Below are 23,409 nucleotides of genomic sequence, written 5' to 3'. Positions count from 1 at the left end.
CTCCCACTTTTCTATGCGGGTCATCAACAGAATCCTGTCAGTCGTCAACTAAATTTCATCACCTATTTAGATCACATCACTTTCGATTCCATAAAACTCAAAAATTATGGAACGACGACACGACATTGACTGGCTTAGGGTGATTGCGATTATCCTGGTATTGTACTTCCACACAGCGATGATCTTTACCGCTGAGTGGGACTGGCACATTAAAAATGACGAACTCAGCTATTTGTGGCTGGAATTTAATTTCTGGCTCAGCAGATTCAGAATGCCTCTTCTATTCTTTATTTCCGGTTATGGCACATATCTCGCACTTAGAAAGCGATCACCATGGAAGTACCTGAAAGAAAGAAACAACCGACTGATGGTTCCATTGATCTTTGCAATGATTGTCATTGTACCCCCTCAAGTATTTTTTGAACGATTATTTAATGGTGCAACGATGAGTTATGCTTCTTTCTGGCCTACCATCTTTGAAATGACACCTTACCCTGAGGGTAATCTGTCCTGGCACCACATGTGGTTTGTTTTGTACTTGTTTATCTATTCAGCTGTTTTGCTTCCTCTATTCTTGTGGCTTAGAAAAGACAAAGTTAAAAACTACCTTAATCGACTCATCGAAAAGCATTCGTGGATTTCATATGTATTACTAATAGTACCAACGGTCCTTATTTATGTGACTTTCACTGTATATACCAACCGCACAAATGCGCTAATTGGAGACTGGGGCTGGATGACTTATTGGGGCAGTTTTTTTCTTGCCGGATACTTTGCCGGAATCACTCCTGCCATGTGGAAGCGCATTGAATCAGACACTCGAAACCTGGTAGGGTTGGCTCTTCATAGTACGATCATTCTGAATTACTTTCGATGGAACAGAGTTGAGTTGGAAGGTATTAGTGAAACACTTTACCTGATACTATTAGCTGTTTCCGGCTGGCTGTGGCTATTGTCGATGCTTTCACTTGGTAAAAGGTATTTGAATAAGCCTCACCCTATTTTGGCATATGCAAACCGTGCGATATATCCATTTTATATTCTGCACCAGACCATCATTATCATCATTGGATATTACATCGTCACGTTAGTAGATGAAGGGATTTTGGCGAAGTACTTATTTGTAAGCACAATTAGTTTTATTCTATCCGTTGCAGGATATGAATACTTCATTCGTCCTTTTCGGATAATGCGTTTCCTTTTTGGAGTGAAAGAGCTTCCGAAAAAGGAGAAACAAAAAGACTTTACTAAATTGGAAGAGCGAGCAGAGTTTAAAGCTGCCTGATTATTTGACCCAAAAAGAACAAAAACCTGTCATATCGAATGCAATGAGATATCTATGTTCAATGTAAGACGGTCTACTATTCAAAGGATTTCTTACCTAATAATAAAGATTTCTCCTATCGTCGAAAAGACAGGTTTTAGGTTATTGAATTCAAGAAATTTATTTTACTAAAACATAAATGAAAAACCTGTGGCCTAAGATATTTCCTGCCCTATACGGATTCATTATTTATGGCACCTTGCGCGTGGTGAATGATACCATGGGCAAGGGCTTTAAGTTCTGGGAACGGCCTCTCTATGTCAATATCATTGAAATTTTTGGGGTCATTCTTGTAGGCTATCTTTTTACATCCATCATAAAAAGACAGGAAAGAAAGTACTTTATCAATGATGCCTCTGAGATTACACTCAAACGTTTCAGCAAGGAATTACTCAATGTCATTGGAGTAGCTCTTTTGGTAGTCAATTGCACCATAATTCCCATGGCAGCTGTAACTGATGACGGCCTTTCTCTGAGTGATTTTGTTCAGATCAATATAATTCCAACACTTTACATTGTACTCTACTTTACTATTCGTCGAGGGAATTTCTATGTTCAGGCTTTCGTCCAGAGTAAGATCAAGTTGCAACAAATTGAGAATGATCGATTAAACTCAGAATTAAATTTTCTGAAAGAGCAGTTCAGCCCGCACTTCCTTTTCAATGGATTAAACAATATTTATTTCCAGATGGATCAAAGTGTACCTGAGGCTAAGAAAAGTGTAGAAAAACTCTCGGAATTGCTTCGATACAGCTTATACCAGGACCAGCAGAAATTAGTGGATATTTCAAAAGAAATAGAATTCATCAAACTCTATTCAGAAGTGCACAAAGTACGAAAGGACGATCGAATGCAGCTTAGAATGGATCTAAAAGAAATCAAAGGCAAAATCTATCCCCACCTAATCATTCCACTTGTAGAGAACGCTTTTAAGTATGTAGAAGGATCGAAACCATTAATTGAAATAAAACTGAAAGAAGAAAGCGGATATGTGGTGTTTACTGTTTTTAATTCTAAGAGGGCAGTAAAAACGGATGATGCCAGTCGATCCGGAATTGGATTGAATAACCTTCGAAGAAGACTTGACTTACTCTATCATCAAAATTATGACTTAGAGATTCTCGATAGAGAACATACTTTTGAAGTTGTGCTTAAACTACCTATCCAATGACCATCAAATGTTGCATCGTAGATGATGAGCCTCTTGCAAGGTCCGGAATCGAAGGGTACTTGGTAAAAATACCCTACCTCACCCATATAGGCTCCTTTAGCTCTGCATTGGACCTACTACATGAATTGGAAGAACTTAAACCTGATCTATTATTCCTTGACATTCAAATGCCGCACCTGACCGGTCTTGATTTTGTGAAGAGTCTCAAGAATCCGCCCAAAGTAATTTTCACAACTGCCTATGATCAGTATGCTTTGGAAGGCTTTGAATTGGATGTGGTGGATTACCTCATGAAGCCTATCTCTTTTGATCGTTTTTTAAAAGCAACAGAAAAGGCAAAAATGCTATTTCAGGGCAGTCAGGATTCCTTCTTTGTAAAGACCGACAAACGAATGGAAAAAGTCCGATATGAGGACATTTTATTTCTGGAATCCATGCAGAACTATGTGATCCTGCAACTCAAAGAAACCAGACTAATTACTCATACTACACTTAAATCGGTCGTGGACAGCCTGCCATCGTCATTTGTACAGATTCATAAACAGTATGTGATCAATAAGAATCATGTGAATGCACTGGAAGGCAATCAGGTAATTATTAAGGATAGTAAACTTCCTGTAAGTAGAACCTACCGCGATCAGGCGCTTAACGCTATTTTGGATAATCGCTAAGTTTTATACTTACACCAACTTTGTCACCTTTTTGATAGGTGCCGGGAGAAGCTAGTGCCTGGATGGTTTCATTGTCTGTTTTCACCTCAATTAGCTCATGGTTTCCATGAAAATAAACTGCCTGCACTTCTCCTGTCTTGCCGTGATTATTAAGTGTGAGCTGCTCTGGTCTTACGATCAAATCCTGCTTTAATGATGACCATTTACTTCCATCCAGCTTTTGAAAATCACCAAAAAGCCCTGCTGTATATTCATTGACCGGCTTATAGTACACTTCCTTAGGTGCGCCGATTTGAGCGATCTCTCCATCCTTTAGGATAAGTACTTTATCCGCCCAGGGCAGCAGATCCGAAGGGTCGTGTGAAACCATAAGGATGGTTGCATCAGTTTCCTTACTGATGTCCCTAATCACCTCCTTGATGATTCGCTCGTGATGAGGGTCCAGGTTGGAATACGGCTCATCTAATAAGAGTACAACGGGTTCTTTTAGGATCACTTTCGCCAATGCTACTCTTTGTCGCTCCCCTCCCGATAAAGCGAATGTGTCTTTATCCAGTAGCCCTTTTACCCGGCAAAGTCTTGTAATCTGATCAAACCTTTCTTCCTCGATTGAACTTGAGTGAAGAAACTCGATTACTTTAATGAATTTGGGTAACTCGAATGATTGAGACAAATAGGCAATCTCCGGATGACCAGGAATTAATCGGTCGAGTTTTGGATAAACGGATTCATTATCCATGAATACCTCTCCCTCATCCGGCTTTTCCAGTCCTGCAATGATTTTCAAAAGCGTTGACTTACCGGATCCGGTTTCTCCAGCGATCCCAACCTTCCCACCTTTACTGATTTCGAGGGATGGGCAAGCAAATGCTTTTCTCTCCTGAGAGTAGCTCTTCTGTATATTTTGTAACTTTAGAAAGGACACGATTTAATAACACTGATCTGACCAATCAGTTTATAAATGAAGCGCAAAGATCACATTTTATCTTAATCAAAACATGAGCAAGCCTGATTTCTCCTCCCTAACTGCACTTTTCGTCAATTGCACCCTTAAAAAATCGCCACGTCAAAGCCATACACAAGGCCTGATGCAGGTATCCATGGATATCATGGAGAAAGAGCGAGTCTCGGTAGAGTACCTTCGGTTTGTAGACCATGAGGTGCCTTATGGCGTCTACCCTGACATGACTGAACATGGATATGACTCGGATGAATTTCCAGGAATTTATGATATGGTGATGAAAGCAGATATTTTGATCATTGGAACGCCTATCTGGCTAGGTGAAAAATCTTCTGTAGCCACTAAGCTGATCGAGCGACTGTATGGAATGAGTGGAAAGCAAAACGATAAAGGCCAATACATCTACTATGGGAAAGTCGGTGGATGTGTGATCACCGGCAATGAAGATGGGATAAAGCACTGTGCCATGAGCATGCTATATGCCCTACAGCACTTAGGCTATTCTATACCGCCGCAAGCTGATTGTGGATGGATCGGTGAAGCCGGTCCGGGACCTAGTTACATGGATAAAGAAGCAAAAGCGTATGAAAATGCTTTTACGAATCGGAATACGACATTCATGACCTATAACCTCATGCATCTCGCCAAGATGTTGAAAGAGAATGATGGGTATCCAACTTATGGAAATAGTAGGAAAGACTGGGATGATGGCACTCGATGGAATTTTGAGAATCCGGAGTATAGATAATCTATTATATTTTAGAATTTACTTAAATACTGAACTTACCTCGGCATCTTTACGTTTTAGTAATTGCTAAAACATTAAAAGATGAGCAAGACCTGTATAAGAGTATTGGCGGATCCCGTCCAAATTAAGGAATGCAAGGAATCACTGAATCAAATTGATGATCAACTTGATCAAGCAACTCAGATATTCAATCTTTCAGGAAACTCAATGAGATTGAAAATTCTCTTTCTATTACACAAAGAAGGAAAAATGTGTCCTTGTGATCTAAGTGATATCCTGGATATATCCGTAGGAGGAGTTTCACAACATTTACGTAAGCTAAAAGACAGAAAGCTTGTCAAAGACAAGAAAGTAGGCCAAACCGTCTTCTATTCTCTGGTAGAAACCAATATCCAGATTATCAAACCAGTGTTGGATGGCTTGCTACAGCAAAATCAAAAAGAAACAATCTCATGAATACGACAAATCATACCTCCCGGCAGACAAGTCTATCTTCAAAAAGTGCCAGTGCCGGGCTGTTTGCAGCAATTGTAGCATCACTATGCTGCATCACACCTGTGTTTTCATTGCTGGCTGGTATTGGTGGCATTGCAGCCACTTTTTCCTGGATGGAACCATTCAGGCCTTATCTGATAGTATTAACTATTGGTATTTTAGGTTTTGCCTGGTATCAGAAACTTAGACCCAGAACAGCCGAGGAAATAGCATGTGAATGTGAAACAGGTAAGCAACCATCTTTCTGGCAATCAAAAAAATTCTTAGGAATCATAACTGTATTTGCAGGATTGATGCTTTCGTTTCCAAGCTATGCTCATATTTTCTATTCTAATGGCGGAAGTCAGACACCTGCAGCTTTCTTTGAACAAGACTCAACCAAAACAGACAAGATTGTTCTGGATGTTAAGGGAATGACGTGTGCAGGCTGTGAAGCACATGTAAACAAAGCTGTAAATCAGCTAGAAGGGATTTATGAAGTGAAAGCTTCATACGAAGAAGGTACAACTCAGGTAAAATACAATTCCGAAATCATCGAGGTTCAGACGATTATTGAAGCAATTAATAAGACCGGATACAAGGCAATTGATTCAAAAAAAAAGCTCAAATGAACTTCGGCATTAATGATATATGGTCTTACATGAAATGGAGTGATTTGAAGATCATCAACATTCTTGAAAACATTTCAGATGAAGACTACAATAAGGAATTCAATGCTTTATCTGGGAATATCCGATCCAAGGCATCTCACATAATAAGCATTTACGAATATTTCATTGCCTTGCTAAGAAAAGAACAAATAGATGGATTTCCTGATAAATCAGGTTTGTCAAGAACCGAACTAATTTCTTTATGGAAGAAAGACCTTCAAGAGCTTGAAAGGCTAATGACCAAAGAACAAGGTCTTATAGCACTTCCTCTGGCTGGAAATCAAAGAGTCCAAGCAAAACACATTTACCTGGATGCTTCACTCCATACCATACATCATAAAGGACAGATCCTTACAATGCTCCGGATGATGGGGAAAAGCAAAGAGGATCTACATCCTCGTGATACTAATATGGATTACTTATGGTATTTGTTTTCTGCAAAAAAAGAAGAAATAAGACCTGCCATTAATTGATCAATCAAATGGAAAAAGAAATAACATTAGAGTCAATCATCGCCTGCCCTAACTGCGGACATCAGAAAGAAGAAACCATGCCGACAGATGCTTGCCAGTACTTCTATGAGTGTGAAAGCTGCCGAGAAGTGATTAAACCGAAACAGGGTGATTGTTGTGTGTATTGTAGTTATGGAACTAAGAAATGTCCACCGGTGCAAAATGGAACCTGCAATTGCTAAAGAAGATGGGTGAAGATTCAAAACCAGATTACAAAGCACGCATGTTAGGTCGAATATTTAGGTTCCTCCTTGGAATATTCTTTGTTACAGAAGTATGGCCAGTGTATCGTGATGTTACTTGGGAGGGAATGCTAATAAGACTGACATGGGCTGCCGGCCTTCTTGCTATTTATGCTCTTCTTCATTTCGCTATTATTCGATTTACACCAAAAGTGGATCGTATACTAGGGGCTGCATTGGCTTTTGGACCATTATTAGCGGTATTTATTATTGGGTATGGAGGACCTGCTGCTACAGGAGCTTTAACCTTTCTATCGGTTTCCTTAGTACTAGCAGCTGTTCGAGCCGACCCTGGCTGTGAGGTCATGACAATTCCAGCGATGTTTTCGGGTAAACATACACATCTGGCTTGCCTGCTTTTCTCCCCCATCGATTGGTGTGAAAGAAAGATGCATTAAGCAAACCGAAACTTCATATACTTAATCTTCTCTCCCTTCTCGGTCCAGATACGTTCGTATTTTGTTTTGATCCCGTGATGCTCATCCATCAAGGGTGAGTTATACAAATCGAAGGTGAATTCATGATCCTTAATCTTGAAATCTGTAAGTACCTGCAAAGTGTACTCAAACAGCTCCGTATTGTCAGTTTTAAACCTGAACCACCCATCCGGTTTTAAAATGTGCCGATATTTCTCCAGAAATGATTTATTGGAAAGTCTATGTTTTTCGTCTCTATCTTTTGGCCTGGGGTCAGGGAACGTTAACCAAATTTCATCCAATTCATTTTCACCAAACAAATCCAGTATTTCTATAATGTGAATGCGTAAAAAAGCCACATTAGTAAGACCGTTCTTTAGGGCATATTGACTTCCCTTCCAAATACGATCACCTTTTATATCAATTCCGATAAAGTTCTTATCAGCAAATTTTTCTGCCAATGAAATGGTGTATTCCCCCCATCCACAAGCCAATTCTACGACGATTTGATTATTATTACCGAAGAAATCTGTCCAGTTGCCCTGAATGGTTTCGAAGATTGGTTTTCCTTGTTCAATGACATTTTTACTTGTCATATTTTCAGAAAACTTCGCTAACTTATTCTTTTTACCCAATGTATTAACTGTTCAACTAAAACTCACTTACTATGAAACTGACTCTTCTCTCCTGTGCCATGATTTTCACCCTATCCTCCTTTGCCCAGAGTGAGGCCGAAATTGTAAAAGCGGTTGATGACTTGACCATAAGCTGGGACAATGAAGCTGAAAAACTGCAAACATATGAAGGGTTGGGCAGTTTTTGTGGGGAATCCGTTTACAGAAAGAAAATTATTGGTATGCTTGATGAGATTCATCACTATGATACATTGCTTTATGGTATCGTAACTCGAAAATTTGCTGAGAATGAAGATCCGGAAGCCAAAGAAACACTTGATGATATAAAAACGCTCGAAAGTGAGTACACCACTAAATCCTTCAGAAGATTCATCCATAAGGAGTGCAATACCTACAATGAAATTGAAAATAACCTGGGGAGAGAAAAAGGACCTGAGTACAAAAAGGAAGTAAAAGTACTAGAAGATGAACTGAAAAAGTATGTAGTTGAAATCACCAAACAAATCGACCTTATTGATGAACATATTCATCATTTACACTTAGGAGAGGATTAAGAAGGTGTCGGAATAGAAAACTTAAACTCTGAACCTTCCCCGGGGTGGCTCGAAATGTCTAATGAGCCGCCCAGTTTCAAAGTAAATTCTTTTACCAGCATAAGCCCTAATCCATGTCCTATTTCTTCGTTCGTTCCGGTTTTCGAAAAGCTTTCAGACTTTAGGATTTTATCTATTTCTTCTTCTGTCATCCCAACACCAGAGTCTTTCACATAAACCCAAACATTGCCATCATCTTTTCTACAACCAATCTCAATTTTCCCTCCTTTTGGGGTAAACTTGATGGCATTGGAGATTAAGTTTCTGCATATCACATTAAGGACATTACTATCTGACATGACCACAACGTCACTCTTGACATCATTTATTAATCTAATGTCCTTTTCGCCAGCACTTGACTCAAAAAAGTTAATTTGATTTTTGACAATACTGTGTAGCTTTTGTTCATCAACATGCATATGAAAGCCTTGAGCCTGACTTTGAGCCCAGTCCAATACATTGAAAATCAGGTTGCTTACATTCTCCGATTTTTTTAGCACTAAATTTAGATAGGTTTTCAGTTCATCGTCCGATAAGTCTTCCTCAGATGCAAGTTGGATCATAGCTTTCACGTCATTCAAAGGAGACTTAACATCATGGGCTAATACAGCAATGATGTTGTTTTTTGACACATTGAGTTGCTTAAGGTCTTTATTTTGAGTTGAAATCAATGCGTTTTTTGAAGCTATTTCCTCATTACGACTCTTTTCAATCATTGCCGCCCTTGATTTAAACTGATAAAGCCTTAAGGTGTTGAATAGGAGAATGAGAAGCAATCCACCAACCGCAGATAGGGTTAGGATTAGGTTTTTCTGCTTATCAATAGCCAATTCATTCTTTTCATTCGTTAGCGACAACATTGAGTTTTCAAGCAATATCTTGTCGTTATCATATCTGGCCTCAAGTGAGGCTATTTCACGCTTGATTTCGATATCATTAATACTGTCATTAAGTGATAGAAACTTTTCGTTAGCATACAAAGCCTCAGCATAATTCCCCACTTGCTTATACAGTTGAGAAAGCTTTTCATAAGCCAGCATTTGAATTTGCAAAGCACTCTGACTTTCTGCTAAGCCAATTGCTTGTCTTAATGTCGACTTAGCTTGTTTGAATCTTTTCTTTTTTAGTTGAATGTCACCAATATTCAATAATGAGGTAGCAACACCAAACGAATTGCCAAGGGTACTGTCCATACGTAGGCTCTGCTCAAAATAGTCTAGGGCTGGCTCATAATCCTCCTTTAGCATGTATACCCTTCCAATATTGTTAAGTGTATTTGAAAGACCAGTTGTGTCTTTTAATTCTGACTTAATTTCTTTGGCCGCTTGATAGTAATTCAATGCATCATCGTAATCACCAAGGTTTACATATGCTATCCCAAGGTTGTTGAGAGATTTAGCCAGACTCTTGCTGTCACTGAGGGTCATTCGTATTTCATAGGCCTTTTTATGATATTCAAGTGAACTATTGTGGTCATCAAGATAATAGTACACCACACCAATATTGCTTAGCATATTGGCAATATTCTTCTGATCCTCAAGGTTTTCATATATTTTGAGTGCTTCAAGAAAATTTTCCAGTGATGATTGATGATCGCTAACACTTAGCCTGGAAAGACCAATAATATTAAAGCTAGCCGCTAACCCTACCTCATAGTTATTGCTAGAGGCTATTCTTTTCATCCCGAGTCCTATCCGCAGCATTTCACTCGCATCTTTTCCGTAAAGGCCGAATGCAGTTTTTCGCAGTTTGTTAAAATTCGCAGTGTCTAGCGGTTGTGAATGGCCATTAAACAGTAAAGCAGCTATTATGAATAACGATAGATAAGCTTTTGATTTCATCTTATGGTTCGCCCTGTAATTATTGCAATCTAGGGCATAATAAAGTTGAAATATGCATTATTATTTGAGTGGCCATGATTGAACGATCAAAGTATAATTTTTTACGTTCGGCTATAATTCATTTATCTCGGCGACAATAAAAGTGCTACCGGTAACTAGAATGGTGTCCTGAATACCTGCTTTTTCTCTGGCGTGATTTATTGCTTCGTTTACATTAAGAAAGCATTCTCCATCTATTCCATTCACGACTCCCTGAATCGCTAATTCTTCCATTGATAAGGCTCTGGGTACCTGTGATTGTGTCCAATAAATCATCGCATCATTTGGGAATAGCGAAAATATTGGGGTTAAATCTTTGTCTTTCACACTGCCAAAAATGAGATGCAGCTTGCCCTCAGTAATCTGAGTGATTTGCTCAAATAGTGATTTTATCCCCTCTGCATTATGGCTTACATCGGCAATCACTAATGGATTCTCGTCTATTACCTGCAATCTGCCTTTAAGTCCGGTCAGTTCATTCATATGCTCAACGCCCTCATTAATATCAGCAGATGTAATGTTCCAGCCTTGTCTGACCAATTCCTGAATTACCGACTCAATTCCCCCCATGTTTTTTTGCAGGTAATTCGGTGTGAGCTTTTTTGGCTTCCAATCTGATATTCCTGCTTTAATGAGTTTCGCACCATTATTTTTCGCAATTTTTTCAAAAATGGGAGCGGTTTCCGGAAGCGTCTCTCCTATTATAACTGGAACATGTTTTTTTATGATCCCCGATTTCTCAGCAGCAATTTTTTCAAGGGTATCACCAAGCATGTCCATATGGTCGTATCCAATATTTGTAATTAAACACACTTCAGGAATAATCACATTGGTGCTATCAAGTCTTCCGCCAAGTCCGGTTTCCACAACAGCAATATCTACCTTTTGTGAGGCGAAGTATTCAAATGCCATAGCCACCGTAATTTCGAAAAAGGAAGGGTTGATTTTATCGATTGATGGCCTTATTCGTTCCACGAAATCAACCACAAATTGCTCATTAACCTCTATTCCATCAATACGAATGCGTTCTGTAAAGCTTTTAAGGTGAGGTGAAGTATATAACCCGGTCTTGTAACCTGCGGTTTGCAAAATGGCCGAAATGCCATGGGCACTGGTACCTTTTCCATTAGTGCCTGCTATATGTATACTTTTAAATTTATGGTGCGGGTTGCCAAGATAATCCATCAACTGAAGAGTGTTTGTCAAATCCTTTTTATAGGCAATTTTTCCCACACGCTGATACATGGGCAATCGAGTAAAAAGATACTCGAGCGTTTCCTCGTAGGTCATCTGGATTTAATAATAAACGTGATGGTTCCGGACGATACAGGAGCTGTTTTATAATCGGCTGTTTTACTAAACGTAAGTTTTTCTACTGCCTGTCTATACTTACGCTCCACTGTTGGAGATACTGTAGATGTTATTGTTTCGATTTTTACCAGATACCCATCCTGGTCAACTACTATTCGATATACTATTTTACCTGAATCGTCTGATTGATCATCTGGCTTGGGCTTAAAGTCCCAAACCCATCCTGAAAGTGCAAGGTTAGCCCCCTCAGCATCGCCTGTATTGGTCCCCTGGCTACCGTAAATGGCCCGCTGATCCACTTCCTTTTCTTCCTCCTCACCTTCAGAGGGATTATCACTTGTCTGGTCTAACTCGGTATCAGATGGGTTCATGACAGCCCTTGAATCTACCTCTTCTTTCTCCTCAACTACAGCCTCTGGTTCTTCTGCTTTCGTTTCCTCAACCGGAACGGATGATTCTACCTCGCTTGGAGTTACAGGTTGCTCTTCTACTTGCTCTGAATCTGTAGTTTCCTGTTCTGCCTCAGCAGATTCTTCTGTCGACTCTTCCACTTCCTCGGTTGGTTCATCTGTAGGTGGTGCTTGTTGCGCCGGAGCAGACGTGCTTGGTGCACCCGCTGAAGTAGTAAAACCCAGCTCAATGCCGTACTCTGGAATAGGCGGAAATGGCTCTTTCCATGCTACTATAAAGTAGAATAAAACAAGCAAAATCAGTTGAACACCGATGGATGTCAGCCAACCAATACGCTTATTTCGTTCTTCTTTTTTTTCTCTTTCGTCCATCACTCAGGTTTCGTTGCAATCGAAACTTTTGCTTTCAATGCTGTGGCTATGCCAGCCACTTCAACTAATCGCTCTACCGGAACAGCTGCATCACAATGCAATACAACAATTCCTTCTTTCTCGGTCAGGTTTGTTCTTAAAACAGTTTCCAGGCTGGAACGATTCACTCGCTTGTTATTTACAAAATAGCTGAGGTCTTTCGTGATCGTAACACTGACCTTCTGCATTACAATCTCAGACGATTTAGAAGAAGGTAAGTTTACAGGGAGGCCTGAAGGCGTAATAAAGGAAGCCGTAAGCATAAAGAAGATCAATAACAGAAAGATGATATCCGTCATTGATGACATGCTGAAGCTTGCATTCACCTTATGTTTTGATTTCAAGTCCATATTACTGCTTTTTTGGTTCTTGAAGCAGGTCAATAAAGTCTATAACGTTAGACTCCATAGTGTGGATCACTTTTCCAACTTTCGAAACCAGGTAATTATATCCCAGGTATGCCAGGATACCCACAAACAGTCCAGCTGCAGTGGTTATCATCGCTTCGTAAATGCCTGAAGACAATAATTTCGGACTTACAGCACCCTCTTCTTGGGCAATAGCGATAAAGGCCTGAATCATTCCTGTAACTGTTCCCAGAAAACCGATCATTGGGGCAGCACCGGAAATGGTAGCTAAAAGATTTAAGTTCTTTTCTAATCTGTAGATTTCTAGCTTACCTACATTCTCGATACTAACCTCAATGTTTTTTAGTGGATTGCCAATACGACTGATTCCTTTTTCGATCATTCTGGCCACTGGTGTATCTGTTTTGCTACACAACATCAAAGCACCGCTGATATCTCCGGCAATAACCATGGATCTAATTTGATCTTTGAATGATTCAGGTGTTTTGGCAGCTGCACTGAGCGTTCGTGTACGTTCTACAAAAATGTAGATTGCGACCATCCACAGTAACAAAATGGGGATCATCATATATCCACCATTCGTTAACAGTTCTAAAAGAGAAATCGATTCTTCTGATTCCAGACCCTCAATTACAGGGTCTTGCATAACACTAATAAGCATATGTTCTTTTTATCTTGAAGTACAATGAATGGGTTTCCACTCAAACAGACTGAACGTATAAACTATCGGTTTAGTGCTTTAGTATTTTAGAATCCAGATATCCTGGCCGAATTCCCCTTTGAATCCTTCAAGTGCGTTTTGCGCCTGCGCAATAGATCCGTATCCTCGAATTGCGACACGATGAGTCACCGCATTACCAAAAGGTGGAATGATCGAAGGACTCTTGCCTTGGCCAGCCAGCTTATTTGCATAATCCATTGCCATGTCACCATCTAAAAAGCTTCCGATTATGATAAAAGCATTTCCGGTTCTGGCCGCTAACGCATTCACTGTTCCTGGTGTTTGAGCTACCTGATTTGACCGGTTATTATTATTAGCAGGTCTAGAAGGTGCGGCTGCTTGAGCTTGAGTATTTGCAGCAACCTCATCCGCCTGGGTATTTGCTGCTTCATCATTTGCTGATTGAGTTTCCTGTGGTTCCGGCTTTTTCTCAACAGGTTTCTTCTGTACAGGTTTTTGAACCGGCCTCTCAGCTACAGGTTGTTTTTCTTCATCGCCTCCTTCATATGCAAACATGAATATGGCTCCAAGAGCAGCAAAAATGATAATTCCAAAAATGACAACTTTGGCAAACTTGGATTTATTCTGTCCTGCACCATCGTCGGACTTAAATGTTGGCATATCAGAGATATTTTCCTCTTCTGAATCCATCAGTTCTTTTTCAAACTGTGCGAACTCATCTTCATCCAACACATCACTATCAAATACTGAATCTGAGATTTCATCACCATCATCCTCACCCATGTCCGCTTCGAAATCGTCAAACGACTCCTCTTCGTAAAATTCATCCATCGCCTCATCTGAGATATCGTCTGAATCATCCTCTGATGAAGGATCAGGCATTTCCATGTCCATATCCATTTCCATTCCTTCATCGCTCAATGATGCTTCCAGCTCCTCATCTGTTACCTGATCAGGAATCTCTTCATCATCCATTTCACTATCCATTGACTCACTTTCAAAGACAGAGTCATCCTCAGCCTGAATTTCTTCTTCTACTTTCTCCTCAGCCTCTGCTTGCGGTTCTTCAGCAGGAGCCTCTTCTACAGGCTCTTCTTTTACTTCTTCTTTCTTTTCTTCCGGCTGATCATCAGAGTCGTCATCGTCCAGTGCTTCATAATCCAACTCTGGTAGACCGAAATCCTCATCATCACCGAAAAAATCGTCCTGGTCTTTGTCTGTGTTCTTATCGTCTGTTGCCATAGGTATGTGTTATTGACCGAACCAAGATAAAATAAAATTCATTATTAGGAAATATTAGGGTCAGAATCGGTACTGACCACCAATTTTAAAAGCGAGTCCTCGGGTCGGGTACCCCAAATATCGTTCGTATTCATTATTCAACAAATTATTTACGTCAATGAATGCAGAAGCCTGTGGAGTAATTAGATATTTCATACCTAAACCAACATCAATGAAGGCCGGCAGACTTACATAGCCAAAATCAACATTGGCTGGTCCACGAATGCCCCCTTTCGTGTTCAAAAACGCCGATAAAATAAGCTTCTCGTTGATGTTATGGCTCGTAAACGCTTCTATTTCATAAGCTGGCATATGCCATGGACGGTCTAGTGATTCAAGCGAATAACCATTTAATTCAAGATTTAATCCGTAGCTACTATTGTTTGTGGGCATATAGGAAAGTTTTGACGCAAATGTTAATACACTCACTTTTTTGGCATCATAGGTCAAAATAAACCTGCTTGAGTCAGTGGAAGACACAAAAAATGGTAAGCCGTTTGTTGAACGGTGAATTACACTTGTCTCCAAAAGCATGTTTTCAAGGATTGCTCCTTTTAATCCACCGCCTAGTTTAATTGTGTTTTCAGTAAATGAAATCGCCAACGAATCATCTAAAAATTCGTTTTGATTCAACAAAGTAGATAATCCGTTCCATTCCATTCCTCCAGATACAAGTCCATATACAGACCATCTATCTGAAAGCTCGTAGGTCAGGTTAATATCTGGATATAAGCTCGTTTCAGTTGCTTCATTTGTTTCGCCACTGGATATTACCAGCCCGGCACTTAATGAAAGTTCCTCACTTTGATAGGTTATTGATGGGTTTACATTTAATAGATTTCGATCGTAGGTAATACCTCCGTCATATGATCCACTTTTTCCGTCTATTCCTAACTCTGCTGAAAAGGAATCATCAATTTTCACTTTTAATGAGCCGGAGACCCCTCCTATGGACTCATTATTTAAATCAGCGGCATCAACTAATATTTGGCTTGTGCTATTATAGAAGGGTCGAATTTTATATGAGACACCTTCCTGGCCACCTGAGAGATCAATGGAGAATTGCCAATCTCGCCAGGAAACCTCTTCCGCATTTTCAGGATTAAATCCTGTATTGACCCTGTTATTGTTCCCATAAAAGTGGTATTTGAAATTATCGTAAGAGAATGAAGGTCTTATAGTGAGATTGTTACTATTATAGGAGGCTGAAAAGCCAAAACCAGCATTGACATTACCACTATTTTCTTCACCAATAGGTCCTGATGCAAAACTTTCATAACCTAGTCTGGCTCGTGTTTCTAACTCTCCAAACGACTGATATAGTCCTGCTTTAAACAAAGGAGAATTGTAATTACCATATCCCAACTTCACAAAATTTTGCACCTGTTCTAACGGATAGGAAGTTTCAGTTGACTTAAATGGCACGTCGGACTTATAGTCAGGCCATTCAAACGTAGGTTCTTGCGCCTGGAAAGATACTCGTATTGACTGATTCTCTAATGATTTCAGCTCGCCTCGCAAGAATATCTTATCTCCCTTTGGAAGTCGAATCTTTTTATCTTTTTCAATCACAACTTTCCCCGAGATTATTTCACCACTTGTTTGCGTGGTGTCAACCTGCTGTCCAATTGCATAGGAGGAAATCAATACTAATATCGTCAGAAAAAGATACCTCATGCTATTCTTTATTTTGAGTGGAATCGTTGGTTTGCGTATTGCTTTCAATTTCGTTTATCAATTTCGTTGCTTCGTTTTTAACTTCTTGAATTTTAGCATGTTCAATAATAGATCTTAAAGTAGCTTTTGCCTGAAATAATTCATCTTTTGCAAGATAGTTTTTAGCAATTAACAGATATGATCGATCCACCCATTCAGTGTAGCTGCCGAGATTGGCGTTGAGGTCAAACAATAGATTAAGCGACTCATCATATTCAGCTTTTTCAAATGCTATTAAACCAAGAAAATAATTTGATTCGGCAGCATATACATCTTTTCCTTCTGAAAGCTTTTGAAAAGACTGCATTGATTCCTCATAATTACTGAGATGATACCAGCTTCTTCCTTTTATAAGTAAAGCTTCCTGTTCGCCATTAATTGGTTTCCAGTCCGACCCAATAATGTTGTTAGCCCAATCTATCGCTTTATTGAATTGTTGATGATTATAATGCAGCTGCATCAATCCCTGCTTCGCGTTATATGAATCTTTGGCGGACAAGCTTAGATCAATCAATAATTGGTATGCATCTGCTGCAGCTTTGACATTCCCTAATTTACTATTGATATCCCCGAGTCTTGTTAAAACCCTTCCTGTTAGTTCATTGCGAACATATTTGAGCTCATCAAATAATGGAAGAGCACGCTCAAAATCCTGAATTCTATAATATGAATCTGCGATATAGTATTTAGCCTCTGTTTTGTTTCCACTTGCTGGATAGTCAACAAGAAACTTTTCAAAAGCATCAGCGGCTGCCTGATAGGAAAAATCAAAATACAATCTTTTGGCAGCTTCAAATTCTATTAACTCCAGGCTTCCATTATCGGGATTGGCTTCTTTATAGGCCGCAATAAAACTGCTGAGTTTATTTATTTCCTGTCCTGCCTGATCAAGCTCTTGTAAACCTAAAATTGCATTTAAAGCAGCATTGCTTTGAATATGTTGCTGAAGGATTCGTTCAAAATCTTGCTGAGATTCCTTTAATTGGCCATTGTTTTTATAACAAATGGCTCGATTTAATAATGATTCACTCACCAAAGGGTCTGCTGATTGATTGGTAATTATATAAGTGAAATACGGAATTGCTTCAGAAAACTTAGCAGATTCAAAATGAATCATTCCCGATTGAAACCGGGCACGAGCTCCATATGCTGCGTTTGCATAAACACGCTCAAATGCGTTGATTGCTTCATTACCTTTGCCTAGATTTTTTAAGCACAAACCTTTTTGAAAATACAGGTAAGGCGAGCTCATTTGAGAGAGCAGCTGATTATAAAGATTCAGCGCATCCTGATACGACTTGGTAGCATAGTGGCAATCGGCAAGCCGTACTTTCGCATCCATATTAACCTTTTGGTCTGAGGTTCTAACACCTTGAAAATACTGCTTGGCTTTTTGGTATTGCTCCTGATTATAATAGGCATAGCCCAACCCATATCTTGAGAGGTCGTTAACCTTGGATTGTCGATTGTACAATGTGATTGCCAGATCATATTTGTTATCTCTTAAGGCCAACTCAGCGAGATAATAGTTTGACTCATCTTTCAATTGTTGATCAGAAGGATACTTAAGACTTTCTCTGAACCAATCTTTTGCTGCGACAAAGTCAGCATCGTTGAAAGAAAGAATAGCCTTTTGAAATGTAACCTTCTGATATACTTCTCTTTGAATATTATTTGAGATTCCGGCATTTCTAAGCTGCTCAATCGCCAGGTCGTAATTGGATGTTTTTAGATATGATTGGGCTATCAAATCCTGAATAGCTTCTGCCCGCTTATTATCACCATATCTTTTAAGATAATCATTGCCGTAATTAATTGCCTCAGCATAAAATCCAAGTTTGGCATTTAAACTCGCTGCATGAAAGTAAGATTCTTCTTTTATTGCTGCATTCGTTGAGGCTGAAGATTCAATGTATGCAGTCAATGCTTTCTCGAAATGACCTTCCTTTACATATAATCGCCCTAATTGCAATGCGCTAAGCTGCGCGTATTCACCACCTTGAATCCCTGCTTCGGTCAGATACTCAATTGCTTTTTTTTCGTTTCCTATTTTAAACTTGGAAACACCTGCCTGGTAGTACAATGCTGCATTTGGCTTCTCAGGATGTAATTGAATGGCTCGTTCAAAGTAAGCATCAGCTTTAGCAGCATTATTTTCCAATGCATATGCCTCTCCAACCAATTGATGAAATCCGGAATTTGTTATTGATTTAGTGTCTGAAATTTCATTTTGTGCCAGCTGAATAACCTCAGTGATTCTCCCTTGCTCCAACCATATTTTAGCAATGAAAAACTTTGATGAATTGCCATAGGTATCTGAACCCTGCACTTTGAGAAATCCTTCTAACGCTTCATCTGTATTCCCTAAATGATATTCAGTAAATGACTGATAATAGGTAAGCATCAGTTGGTCATCAAAGCCATTGCTTTTTGCCAGTCCAAACAGGTTTTTTGCACTATTGTATCTTTCACCCTCCAGTTGCAAGACACCATAAACAAATCCATAGGAAGCTTTATCGCGTTTGGATAGCTCAGATGGAGAAACATCCTTCAAATATTTTTGTGCCTTAATTGAATCTTTTGAATAGAAAAAGTATTCGCCCAGGTGAAACGATGCTAATGGTCTCATCGGATGATTCGGGTTTTTCACCAGCCATTTTTCAATTGCATCGCCATTTGAATTCCCTGTCTTTAATTGGCTGAGGTTAAGGAGAATCTGCTCATCGGTGGTTAGCGCGTTTTTAGCGTCCAAAACTTCTTTCACCTGGCTATACTGCCTCTCCTGAAAGGCTTCAAAGGCTTCCAGGCCTGAAAAATCTTTTTTACTAACTGAATTTTGGGCAAACACAGAAGAAGTAAAAAGTACAAATAAAAGGAGCGTTTGAATTCGCAAAATTTTAACGTTTTTGACCATCAGGTTGAACGAATATTTACAATGAAATTGTGTTAGTTCATCAATTTATATACCAATTCGGTAAGTACAGGACCTTCTTTCTTTGTAGCATATCCTATTCCTTTTGACTGCATATCTGCTTCATGCAGGTATTTGATGTTTTGAACCACTTTGCCTAAAGGATAATTCCTTGCTGCTTGTAAGTATTCTTTCACAAAAAATGGGTTAACACCGATAAGCGAGGCTATTGTGCGGTCATTCTTGTCTGATGAATGATGGATAAGCAATAACTTGCTGAAGTAACTAAATAAGCTATAGATAGTTAGAACTAATGGATTGTTACTTGGGTTTGCAGCAAAATAATCAGCGATTTTATGTGCCTTCAGTTTGTTCATGGCACTAAGTGCTTTTTGCAGTTCGAATATGTTATAATCTTTGCTAATTCCAACGTATCGTTGAATCATTGCTGAATCAATTTCAGCCCCCTCTTTCAGATTCAAAAGCAGCTTTTCAATTTCATTGGCAAGTCGCTGCAGGTTGTTACCTATATTTTCGGAGAGCATCATTACAGCAGAATCCTGGATGTTGATTTTTTTGCTCTTGCAATACCCTTTTATCCAATCCGGAACTTGATTGTCATAAAGCTTTTTTGCGTTTAAGAAAACAGATTTCTTATCGATAGCTTTCCCAAACTTGGTTCGCTTGTCTACAGATTTATATTTATATCCAAAAACCAAAATCGTACTAGCCAGCGGGTTCTCCAGGTAGTTGAGCACAAGTGTTTGCTTATCCTCCTTGCTCCAATCGCGCATTTCCTGAGCTTCTTTTACAATAACTACTTGTCGCTCACCCATCATCGGGTAACGTCTTGCAGCGCCAATGACATCTGTTAGGTTAGTATCTTTGCCATATAGGATAACTTGGTTAAAGCTTTTCTGAGATTCTTCTAAAGCGTTATTTTCAATTTTTTCAATGATATTATCAATAAAAAATGTTTCTTCGCCCTGAAGAAAATAGACCGGAGCAAAAACTCCACTATTGATGTCCTTGAGGATTTCAGTGTATTCTGATGCCATATTTTCCAAAGGTAAACGCTACCTTAGATATTTGTAATGAAGGGAATTCTATTTCTTTTTTTGTATTTGTTCATCCTATTCGGCTCTGTTAGTCAGAAGCATAAACTGGATAGTCTTCAGTCACTTTTTAGTGAGCATGATGAACGGGATAGTTTATACGTTGATTTAGCAAATGAAATCTCATTTCAACTTGGCTTCTTAAATCCACAAGAACTAGCCTATTACAATAATCTTGCAATTTCAGTAGCAGAATCTATTAACTATGAAAGAGGGCTGTTAAGAGCGACAATAATAAAAGGGAGCAGCTTTCTTATAAGTGGACTCCCTGATCAGGCACTTTCTCATTACCTAAAGGCCCTATCCTATAACCCACAGCAGTATCCAATGGATAACATGCGGATAAACAATAACATAGGAGAAGTTTATCGAAGAAAGGAGGTGTATGATTCAAGTATTAAGTATTTCAATAAAGCGCTAACTATTGCGAATGAGGAGCTTCCAAATTTCAAACCTGACATTATTTATTCCAACCTTGGAGAAGTAAGTCTTATGCAGGGAAAGGTTGATTCAGCAAAAATGTATTTTAAAAACTGCCTCGACCTGGCAATAGAAAGTAATCATTTCAGAGGTCAAGGTTATGGATATTTTGGATTGGCAGAATGTGAGTTTAGAGGCAATAATTTTAATGCCGCCATCCAGCTAATGAGGAAATCGATTGAGAGTCGAGAGCAGGCAGGGCATCAAAGAGGTTTAATCCAGTCATACCTGAAAATTGCGGAATACTTCTTGAAGAATAGAAGAACTGAGTCTGATAGTGCCCTTTACTACTGGAAACTTAGTGAGAATCTAGCAAAGACTTTTGATGCATACGATCTACTCAATAGTACATACAATCAACTTTATAAATTTCATTTGGATAGAAATGATATTTCAAATGCTGCTATCTATCTTGAAAAGCACAAAAACCTGGATGACAGTATTAGAAATGCTGAATTCATTTCCAATGTGGAAAAAATGCAAGCCGCTTTACAGGCTGAACTTGTTGAATCAGAAAACAAACTTCTTCGACAGGAACAACAGCAAAGAAAGATAGAAGAAGAAGCCAGGCTCATTGTTATTATTCTAGCCTTTTTCATTGTTATTGGTTTAGGTATATCTACTTTTCAATACCGAAAACGTCAGCGATTACAGTCAGAAGCTCAGATGGAATCTAGTTTTACAAAATCACTACTTTCACTGTCGAATGAGCTAAATAAGAGAGATTTAGATCTGGATTTTTTTCTGCAAAGCCTACTCAATTTATCAAGTGAAGTTTTATACTGTGATCGTGCCACCTATTGGGCAATGAATGATGAAAAACAAGAAATATTTCTCCACTCAATTACTCAAAAGAAAAATGTTCCGAAGATTCCTCCAGTAGAATTTTCACGTCACGAATTTCCTCGATTTTTTGATGATTTCTTAAAAAACAGAACGGTTGCTGTTTCACGAATAAGTAAGGATGAACGACTTGCAGATATTTATGAAAAGTACTTTAAACATGCAGGAATTGAATCAATTTTGAACGCCCCAATCATCATTGATTCTAAGTTTGTTGGTTTTATTTCTTATACAATGACCAGGGGGAAAATACGTGAATGGGATGTTCAAGAGCAACGATACGTTGGCTCACTTGCAGATCTTATTGTTGCAGCTATTGCAAAACACCGAGGAAATAGACTTGAAATTGAAAAGGAAGAGTTAATTCAAAAACTTAAAAGCAGAAATGCAAGCTTGCAGGAATTCAATAGTGTAATCAGCCATAATTTAAGAGAACCGCTCACCCAAATCATTGGATTTTCAGATCTGCTACAAGACAGCAGTAATGGAATTAAAAATTCAAATGAAATTATCTCAAGAATTGGAAAAGCTTCAAATAAGATTGATAAGGTAATTAAAGAATTAAGCACTGTTCTCAATGAAAGTGATCCAGAGCCTTCAGACTTCAAGGTTCTATCTCTTGAGCACTTAACCAAAGAAGTTCTTGATCTTCTAAAAGCTGAAATCAAATCGCAAAGCATGACTATTGAGCAAGATTTACAAGTTGAAAAAATCAAAACTTATAAGCCTTTTCTATCTGATGCTTTATATCACATATTAAGTAATAGTATCAAGTTTGCTGATCCTGATAAAAGGTTATTAGTCAAAATTCAAAGCTACGAAGACGAGCTACACCACTATATTAAAGTGTCTGACAATGGTCTTGGAATGGATATGAATAAGTTTGGTGACAAAATTTTTAAGATGTATCAAAGGTTTCATATTAAAACAGAAGGACGCGGTATGGGTTTATTCATCGTTAAAAATAGAGTAAATGCACTCAATGGTTGGGTAAGAGTAGAAAGTGAGGAAGGTATTGGTTCGGCTTTCACATTTGAGTTTCCAAAAGAGATATTACCAGTTAGTTAAGATAACTGGTGACCAATTCACTAATCATCTCCACAGATAATGGCTTTGCTTTATAATCAAGAATCATTCGTTTTTCTTCAGCTTTCTGCTTATCTGCCGGATTGATGCTGGATGTCAGAATAACAATTTTATTTGAGTCTGAATCTTTTAAAGCCTGGTAATGGTCGAGGAACTGCCACCCATTCATGATTGGCATATTTATATCCAACAAGACCAAAGCTTCATCTTCCTCTGTTCTATGTTCATTGAAAAATCTTAATGCGTCCTCTGCTGAATCGAAAGAGATCACTTCGTCAACTAATTCAGAGCGCTCAATAATCAACTTGTTGAGATAGTTAGTGGTCTCATCGTCATCGATTAAAACGATTCTTTTCATTGTATTCTCCATTTGCTGGTATGAAAAATTGCTTGACAATATTGCTTTTTTTGATCAAATTTCAAAGGAGTAACTAATTATCATATCAGAATTTCCGTTCAATCGGTCAATAATGCCGATTAACTTCTAAGAGTAAATA

23 protein-coding genes are annotated in these 23,409 nt (G+C 38.8%); 11 read left to right on the top strand and 12 right to left on the bottom strand.

Annotated elements, in window-relative coordinates:
- Positions 1–106: 106 nt before the first annotated feature.
- The 3 genes from CHB71_RS04835 (at position 107) to CHB71_RS04825 (ending at position 3,166) form a co-directional block, all read left to right on the top strand.
- Positions 107–1,285 (top strand): acyltransferase family protein, encoded by a 1,179-nt coding sequence (locus CHB71_RS04835; RefSeq protein WP_089355773.1) that lies wholly within the window; start codon positions 107–109, stop codon positions 1,283–1,285.
- Between the two features lie 178 nt (positions 1,286–1,463).
- The gene (locus tag CHB71_RS04830) at positions 1,464–2,495 is read left to right on the top strand and encodes a sensor histidine kinase (RefSeq protein WP_089355772.1); all 1,032 of its coding nucleotides are present in this window, start codon (positions 1,464–1,466) and stop codon (positions 2,493–2,495) included.
- Positions 2,492–3,166 carry a LytR/AlgR family response regulator transcription factor gene (locus CHB71_RS04825; protein ID WP_089355771.1) on the top strand — a complete coding sequence of 225 codons (675 nt, stop codon included), beginning with the start codon at positions 2,492–2,494 and terminating at the stop codon, positions 3,164–3,166. Before CHB71_RS04830 ends, CHB71_RS04825 begins: the two co-directional genes overlap by 4 nt.
- Here CHB71_RS04825 and CHB71_RS04820 read toward each other — a convergent pair.
- Positions 3,147–4,091 (bottom strand): ABC transporter ATP-binding protein, encoded by a 945-nt coding sequence (locus CHB71_RS04820; RefSeq protein ID WP_089355770.1) that lies wholly within the window; start codon positions 4,089–4,091, stop codon positions 3,147–3,149. The genes CHB71_RS04825 and CHB71_RS04820 overlap by 20 nt on opposite strands.
- Before the next feature lie 73 nt (positions 4,092–4,164).
- On the opposite strand from CHB71_RS04820, the gene CHB71_RS04815 reads away from it, so the two are divergent.
- From CHB71_RS04815 to CHB71_RS04790, 6 genes are all read left to right on the top strand, one after another.
- A complete protein-coding gene (locus tag CHB71_RS04815) occupies positions 4,165–4,875 on the top strand; it encodes a flavodoxin family protein (protein WP_089355769.1) in 711 nt (236 codons plus the stop codon).
- An 81-nt stretch (positions 4,876–4,956) separates the two neighbouring features.
- Positions 4,957–5,331: an ArsR/SmtB family transcription factor gene (locus CHB71_RS04810; RefSeq protein WP_089355768.1), complete on the top strand. Its 375-nt coding sequence runs from the start codon at positions 4,957–4,959 to the stop codon at positions 5,329–5,331.
- Entirely contained in the window at positions 5,328–5,981 is a 654-nt protein-coding gene (gene merTP / locus CHB71_RS04805; RefSeq protein ID WP_089355767.1) for a mercuric transport protein MerTP, read from the top strand. Before CHB71_RS04810 ends, merTP begins: the two co-directional genes overlap by 4 nt.
- Positions 5,978–6,493, top strand: coding sequence for a DinB family protein (locus CHB71_RS04800; RefSeq protein WP_089355766.1), 516 nt, complete (start codon positions 5,978–5,980; stop codon positions 6,491–6,493). The genes merTP and CHB71_RS04800 overlap by 4 nt, the downstream gene beginning before the upstream one ends.
- 8 nt (positions 6,494–6,501) lie before the next feature.
- Positions 6,502–6,714, top strand: a complete 213-nt coding sequence (locus CHB71_RS18985; protein ID WP_089356326.1) for a GDCCVxC domain-containing (seleno)protein — start codon at positions 6,502–6,504, stop codon at positions 6,712–6,714.
- Complete coding sequence (locus CHB71_RS04790; RefSeq protein ID WP_179213307.1) at positions 6,678–7,172, top strand: hypothetical protein; 495 nt, start codon at positions 6,678–6,680, stop codon at positions 7,170–7,172. Before CHB71_RS18985 ends, CHB71_RS04790 begins: the two co-directional genes overlap by 37 nt.
- Here the strand turns inward: CHB71_RS04790 and trmB are convergent.
- Positions 7,169–7,825 (bottom strand): tRNA (guanosine(46)-N7)-methyltransferase TrmB, encoded by a 657-nt coding sequence (trmB, locus tag CHB71_RS04785; protein ID WP_089355764.1) that lies wholly within the window; start codon positions 7,823–7,825, stop codon positions 7,169–7,171. The genes CHB71_RS04790 and trmB overlap by 4 nt on opposite strands.
- A 32-nt stretch (positions 7,826–7,857) precedes the next feature.
- On the opposite strand from trmB, the gene CHB71_RS04780 reads away from it, so the two are divergent.
- Complete coding sequence (locus CHB71_RS04780) at positions 7,858–8,379, top strand: hypothetical protein (protein WP_144017332.1); 522 nt, start codon at positions 7,858–7,860, stop codon at positions 8,377–8,379.
- Here CHB71_RS04780 and CHB71_RS04775 read toward each other — a convergent pair.
- From CHB71_RS04775 to holA, 9 genes are all read right to left on the bottom strand, one after another.
- A complete protein-coding gene (locus tag CHB71_RS04775; protein ID WP_089355762.1) occupies positions 8,376–10,259 on the bottom strand; it encodes a tetratricopeptide repeat-containing sensor histidine kinase in 1,884 nt (627 codons plus the stop codon). The two genes, CHB71_RS04780 and CHB71_RS04775, sit on opposite strands and share 4 nt — an antisense overlap.
- A gap of 111 nt (positions 10,260–10,370) precedes the next feature.
- A complete protein-coding gene (locus CHB71_RS04770; RefSeq protein WP_089355761.1) occupies positions 10,371–11,588 on the bottom strand; it encodes a bifunctional folylpolyglutamate synthase/dihydrofolate synthase in 1,218 nt (405 codons plus the stop codon).
- A complete protein-coding gene (locus CHB71_RS04765) occupies positions 11,585–12,391 on the bottom strand; it encodes a hypothetical protein (protein ID WP_089355760.1) in 807 nt (268 codons plus the stop codon). Before CHB71_RS04765 ends, CHB71_RS04770 begins: the two co-directional genes overlap by 4 nt.
- Positions 12,391–12,780, bottom strand: coding sequence for an ExbD/TolR family protein (locus tag CHB71_RS04760; RefSeq protein ID WP_089355759.1), 390 nt, complete (start codon positions 12,778–12,780; stop codon positions 12,391–12,393). The genes CHB71_RS04765 and CHB71_RS04760 overlap by 1 nt, the downstream gene beginning before the upstream one ends.
- Before the next feature lies 1 nt (position 12,781).
- Positions 12,782–13,459, bottom strand: a complete 678-nt coding sequence (locus CHB71_RS04755) for a MotA/TolQ/ExbB proton channel family protein (RefSeq protein ID WP_089355758.1) — start codon at positions 13,457–13,459, stop codon at positions 12,782–12,784.
- A 78-nt stretch (positions 13,460–13,537) separates the two neighbouring features.
- Positions 13,538–14,722 carry an SPOR domain-containing protein gene (locus CHB71_RS04750; protein WP_089355757.1) on the bottom strand — a complete coding sequence of 395 codons (1,185 nt, stop codon included), beginning with the start codon at positions 14,720–14,722 and terminating at the stop codon, positions 13,538–13,540.
- Positions 14,723–14,782: 60 nt separating this feature from the next.
- Positions 14,783–16,438: a TonB-dependent receptor gene (locus tag CHB71_RS04745; protein ID WP_089355756.1), complete on the bottom strand. Its 1,656-nt coding sequence runs from the start codon at positions 16,436–16,438 to the stop codon at positions 14,783–14,785.
- A 1-nt stretch (position 16,439) separates the two neighbouring features.
- A complete protein-coding gene (locus CHB71_RS04740) occupies positions 16,440–19,370 on the bottom strand; it encodes a tetratricopeptide repeat protein (RefSeq protein WP_179213306.1) in 2,931 nt (976 codons plus the stop codon).
- Between the two features lie 53 nt (positions 19,371–19,423).
- Positions 19,424–20,446 carry a DNA polymerase III subunit delta gene (gene holA, locus CHB71_RS04735; RefSeq protein WP_089355754.1) on the bottom strand — a complete coding sequence of 341 codons (1,023 nt, stop codon included), beginning with the start codon at positions 20,444–20,446 and terminating at the stop codon, positions 19,424–19,426.
- A 36-nt stretch (positions 20,447–20,482) separates the two neighbouring features.
- Here holA and CHB71_RS04730 point away from each other — a divergent pair, with 36 nt between their 5' ends.
- Positions 20,483–22,894, top strand: coding sequence for a tetratricopeptide repeat protein (locus CHB71_RS04730; RefSeq protein ID WP_089355753.1), 2,412 nt, complete (start codon positions 20,483–20,485; stop codon positions 22,892–22,894).
- Here the strand turns inward: CHB71_RS04730 and CHB71_RS04725 are convergent.
- Entirely contained in the window at positions 22,887–23,270 is a 384-nt protein-coding gene (locus CHB71_RS04725) for a response regulator (RefSeq protein ID WP_179213305.1), read from the bottom strand. The two genes, CHB71_RS04730 and CHB71_RS04725, sit on opposite strands and share 8 nt — an antisense overlap.
- Positions 23,271–23,409 lie beyond the last annotated feature (139 nt).

Source organism: Ekhidna lutea (assembly GCF_900188325.1).
GTDB lineage: Bacteria > Bacteroidota > Bacteroidia > Cytophagales > Cyclobacteriaceae > Ekhidna > Ekhidna lutea.
The sequence above is the reverse complement of the archived record's forward strand: the minus strand, read 5'-3'. Positions and strand labels throughout refer to the sequence as shown.

Excerpts from the sequence above, each read along its gene's own strand:
- CHB71_RS04835 (WP_089355773.1), top strand. The coding sequence starts at position 107 with ATGGAACGACGACACGACATTGACTGGCTTAGGGTGATTGCGATTATC.
- CHB71_RS04830 (WP_089355772.1), top strand. The coding sequence starts at position 1,464 with ATGAAAAACCTGTGGCCTAAGATATTTCCTGCCCTATACGGATTCATT.
- CHB71_RS04825 (WP_089355771.1), top strand. The coding sequence starts at position 2,492 with ATGACCATCAAATGTTGCATCGTAGATGATGAGCCTCTTGCAAGGTCC.
- CHB71_RS04815 (WP_089355769.1), top strand. The coding sequence starts at position 4,165 with ATGAGCAAGCCTGATTTCTCCTCCCTAACTGCACTTTTCGTCAATTGC.
- CHB71_RS04810 (WP_089355768.1), top strand. The coding sequence starts at position 4,957 with ATGAGCAAGACCTGTATAAGAGTATTGGCGGATCCCGTCCAAATTAAG.
- merTP (WP_089355767.1), top strand. The coding sequence starts at position 5,328 with ATGAATACGACAAATCATACCTCCCGGCAGACAAGTCTATCTTCAAAA.
- CHB71_RS04800 (WP_089355766.1), top strand. The coding sequence starts at position 5,978 with ATGAACTTCGGCATTAATGATATATGGTCTTACATGAAATGGAGTGAT.
- CHB71_RS18985 (WP_089356326.1), top strand. The coding sequence starts at position 6,502 with ATGGAAAAAGAAATAACATTAGAGTCAATCATCGCCTGCCCTAACTGC.
- CHB71_RS04790 (WP_179213307.1), top strand. The coding sequence starts at position 6,678 with ATGTCCACCGGTGCAAAATGGAACCTGCAATTGCTAAAGAAGATGGGT.
- CHB71_RS04780 (WP_144017332.1), top strand. The coding sequence starts at position 7,858 with ATGAAACTGACTCTTCTCTCCTGTGCCATGATTTTCACCCTATCCTCC.
- CHB71_RS04775 (WP_089355762.1), bottom strand. The coding sequence starts at position 10,259 with ATGAAATCAAAAGCTTATCTATCGTTATTCATAATAGCTGCTTTACTG.
- CHB71_RS04770 (WP_089355761.1), bottom strand. The coding sequence starts at position 11,588 with ATGACCTACGAGGAAACGCTCGAGTATCTTTTTACTCGATTGCCCATG.
- CHB71_RS04765 (WP_089355760.1), bottom strand. The coding sequence starts at position 12,391 with ATGGACGAAAGAGAAAAAAAAGAAGAACGAAATAAGCGTATTGGTTGG.
- CHB71_RS04760 (WP_089355759.1), bottom strand. The coding sequence starts at position 12,780 with ATGGACTTGAAATCAAAACATAAGGTGAATGCAAGCTTCAGCATGTCA.
- CHB71_RS04755 (WP_089355758.1), bottom strand. The coding sequence starts at position 13,459 with ATGCTTATTAGTGTTATGCAAGACCCTGTAATTGAGGGTCTGGAATCA.
- CHB71_RS04750 (WP_089355757.1), bottom strand. The coding sequence starts at position 14,722 with ATGGCAACAGACGATAAGAACACAGACAAAGACCAGGACGATTTTTTC.
- CHB71_RS04745 (WP_089355756.1), bottom strand. The coding sequence starts at position 16,438 with ATGAGGTATCTTTTTCTGACGATATTAGTATTGATTTCCTCCTATGCA.
- holA (WP_089355754.1), bottom strand. The coding sequence starts at position 20,446 with ATGGCATCAGAATACACTGAAATCCTCAAGGACATCAATAGTGGAGTT.
- CHB71_RS04730 (WP_089355753.1), top strand. The coding sequence starts at position 20,483 with ATGAAGGGAATTCTATTTCTTTTTTTGTATTTGTTCATCCTATTCGGC.
- CHB71_RS04725 (WP_179213305.1), bottom strand. The coding sequence starts at position 23,270 with ATGAAAAGAATCGTTTTAATCGATGACGATGAGACCACTAACTATCTC.